The sequence below is a fragment of the Rhodococcus sp. P4_B6 genome (assembly GCF_056402215.1).
In genome coordinates, this window is sequence record NZ_JBFUHV010000376.1 from 1 (window position 1) to 2888 (window position 2888).

The 2888-nt window shown below is 64.5% G+C and carries 2 protein-coding genes, 1 pseudogene and 1 other annotated feature; of the genes and pseudogenes, 2 read left to right on the forward strand and 1 reads right to left on the reverse strand.

Features of this window, described 5'->3' with window-relative positions; translation table 11 throughout:
* Positions 1-565, forward strand: a 565-nt coding sequence (locus AC1DWT_RS50615) for an IS30 family transposase (protein ID WP_477926198.1), incomplete at its 5' end; no start/stop codon positions are given.
* Between the two features lie 7 nt (positions 566-572).
* Here the strand turns inward: AC1DWT_RS50615 and AC1DWT_RS50620 are convergent.
* Positions 573-1528, reverse strand: a pseudogene (locus tag AC1DWT_RS50620) (IS3 family transposase); the annotation flags it as partial.
* Positions 1113-1244: a sequence feature (AL1L pseudoknot), on the reverse strand. Its footprint overlaps the pseudogene before it by 132 nt.
* Before the next feature lie 265 nt (positions 1529-1793).
* Here AC1DWT_RS50620 and AC1DWT_RS50625 point away from each other — a divergent pair.
* The coding region (locus AC1DWT_RS50625; protein ID WP_477926199.1) for a protein kinase domain-containing protein at positions 1794-2888 on the forward strand (1095 nt) is incomplete at its 3' end.

The window sequence follows — 2888 nt, forward strand, 5'->3', positions numbered from 1 at the left end:
GGAGGAGGTCGAGAGCCGGAAGACGCCGGGGCATTGGGAGGGCGACCTCATCATCGGTCTGACCCGCTCCGCGATCGGCACACTGGTCGAGCGCACCAGCAGATTCACGATGTTACTGCACCTGCCGCGCCGACCGGGTTATGGGGCTGCGGCGAGGGTGAAGAACGGGCCGGCGCTGTCCGGATATGGTTCCGAGTCCGTTCGTGATGCTCTGGCCGCGACGCTGACACCGTTGCCCGAGCACCTCCGCAGATCCGTGACATGGGACCGCGGAAAGGAACTCGCGCGTCATGCCGAGCTCACGGCATCAACGGGTATCCGAGTCTACTTTTGCGATCCGTACAGTCCATGGCAGCGCGGAACGAACGAGAACACCAATGGTCTGCTGCGGCAGTACTTTCCGAAGGGAACTGATCTGGCCCGATACAACTTCCGTGAACTTCAGGCGGTCGCCGATGCGCTCAACAACCGCCCCCGGAAAGTGCACGGTTGGAGAACTCCAGCGGAAGTGTTTGCCGAACAGGTACACTCGTCCTCACGGCACGGTGTTGCGACGACCGGTTGAATCCGCCCTGGCTCCCCGCATCGCTGTGATGCACCAAACCCGTTGATGTGAAACGGATGTCGGTTCTCCTGCGGGTGAACAACGCCTGCTCGAGCACTCCGGTGACCAACACGGTGGTCTTGGATGTCATCACCTGCCACCCGAGGATCCGGCGGGAGAACACGTCGACACAGAACGCCGTGTACACGAATCCGGTGAGTGTCCAGACGTACGTAAAGTCCGCGACCCACCACTGATCGGGACGGTGCGGGGTGCCCCATTTCCTGTTGATCAGATCCGGGTGCCGTGGCGCCCGCTCGTCGCGCTCGGTGGTGGTCGTGCGGCGTTTGCCGCGTACCACCCCGCGGATCCCGCAGATCTTCATCAGGCGAGCCACCTGATCGCGCCCGATGTCGTGGCCGGCGTGTTTCATCGCCCACCAGATCTTGCGGGCACCGTAGAGGCGCTTGTTGGCCACGTACACCGTGTGCACGGCGTTGGCGGCGTACGCCTCGCCCAGGTCGTTGTCCGAGATGGGTCCGCGCTGCTTGGCCTTGTAGTAGGTGGACGGGGCGATGCTGATGCCGTGCTCGGTGAGCACTGCACAGATCGGGTCGACCCCGAAACGGGAACGGTAGGCGTCGATGTAGTCGACGATCACCGCAGTCGGCGGTCGACCTCCGCCGCCGCGAAAAACGCGCTCGCGGTCTTCAAAATCTCGTTGGCTCTGCGTAATTCGGCTACTTCTCGGCGAAGTCTGGCGACCTCGGCCGACACGTCAGGTGCCGAAGACGATGCGCCGGGGGCCTGGCGGCTCTCCTCCCGCTCGATCCAGTTCCTCAGCGTGGCCGGCGCGATGTCGAGCAGCTCGCCGACATGTCGACGGGCTGCGACCTTCGAGCCTCCGTGCTCGTCGATCCGGTCCCGATACATCCGGACGGCGCGATCCTGGGTCTCGGCGTCGTACTTCTTCGGTGCAGGCATACCAGCATTCTCCTTGTTAGATCAGGAGTCTCCACCTCGTCCAGGACGGTTCAGTGCCGCATCGGCGCAGGTGCCGACAAATTCTCGGCCAGGCTCCGCCACGACTGTGCGGTCACCGCCGCTTTGCCGCCCGTGCGCTCGCATCGGAGCGATACCCTGGAGCGAGGAGATTCGGCGGAAGGACACAATGTGGGGCAACAACGACCCGTCGCCGCACCGCGCGTAGCCGCCGTGTGATCGCCCGGGGCTGCACTCCGAGTAACCGATGTACGAGCCGACCGACCTGGTCGAATCCGCAGAACGAACCCGCACAGCGCTGGCCACCGTCGTGGCACGGTTTTCGGACGCGTGGGGGTCCGGGTCCCCGCCTGACCTGTCCGGATTCCTACCCCGCGAACCGGCAGAACGACGTTCGATACTGATCGAACTGATCAAGATCGACCTCGAATACCGCTGGCTTCGCTACGACTTCCCCAAACGACTGACCGAGTACCGAGCGGAGTTCCCGGAACTGCAGGACGGACCGTTTCCCGCCGAGTTGATCTACGAGGAATTTCACGCCCGGCGCCGCAGTACGCCCGAAGCCGATGCGGCGACGATGGCCGTCGAGGCTGCCACCATGGCGGGCGGCCGCGGGTCCGAGGAGTTCACGGATGACTACTGCAGCACGATGATCGCTCGACCGCGGGCACAGGTTGTTCTCGGCAACATCGACGTCGGCGACCGCGTCGACGACTTCGACCTGCTGATGAGGATCGGGTCCGGCGCCTTCGCCCAGGTGTATCTTGCGCGGCAACAATCGATGCAGCGGCTCGTCGCGGTCAAGATTTCCCACAACCACGGCATCGAGCCGCAGACCCTCGCGCAGTTGGATCACGACTACATCGTGCGCATCTACGACCAGCGACTGATCGCCGACGGCGAGCTGAAGTTGCTCTACATGCAGTATCTACCGGGGGGAACGCTGCTCGACGTGGTGCATCTACTGCGCTCGACACCCGCGGAACACCGGAGTGGGCAACTGCTGCTCGATGCCGTCGACGGCGTCCTTGCCGCCAAGGGTGAGGTGCGGCCCACCGAATCCGCTGTTCGAACACGGATCGCCTCCTTGACGTGGCCGGAGACCGTCGCCTGGCTGGGCTGCCGCCTCGCGGACGCGCTTCAGCACGCCTCCGAGCGAGGGGTGCTGCATCGGGACATCAAACCGGCGAACGTGTTGCTGAGTGCCGAGGGGATTCCGAAGCTGGCCGACTTCAACGTCAGCTCCAGCCAACGCATCAAGGGCACCAGCCCGCTGGCGTACTTCGGCGGCTCGCTGGCCTACATGTCGCCCGAGCAGCTCGAAGCCTGCCACCCGGGC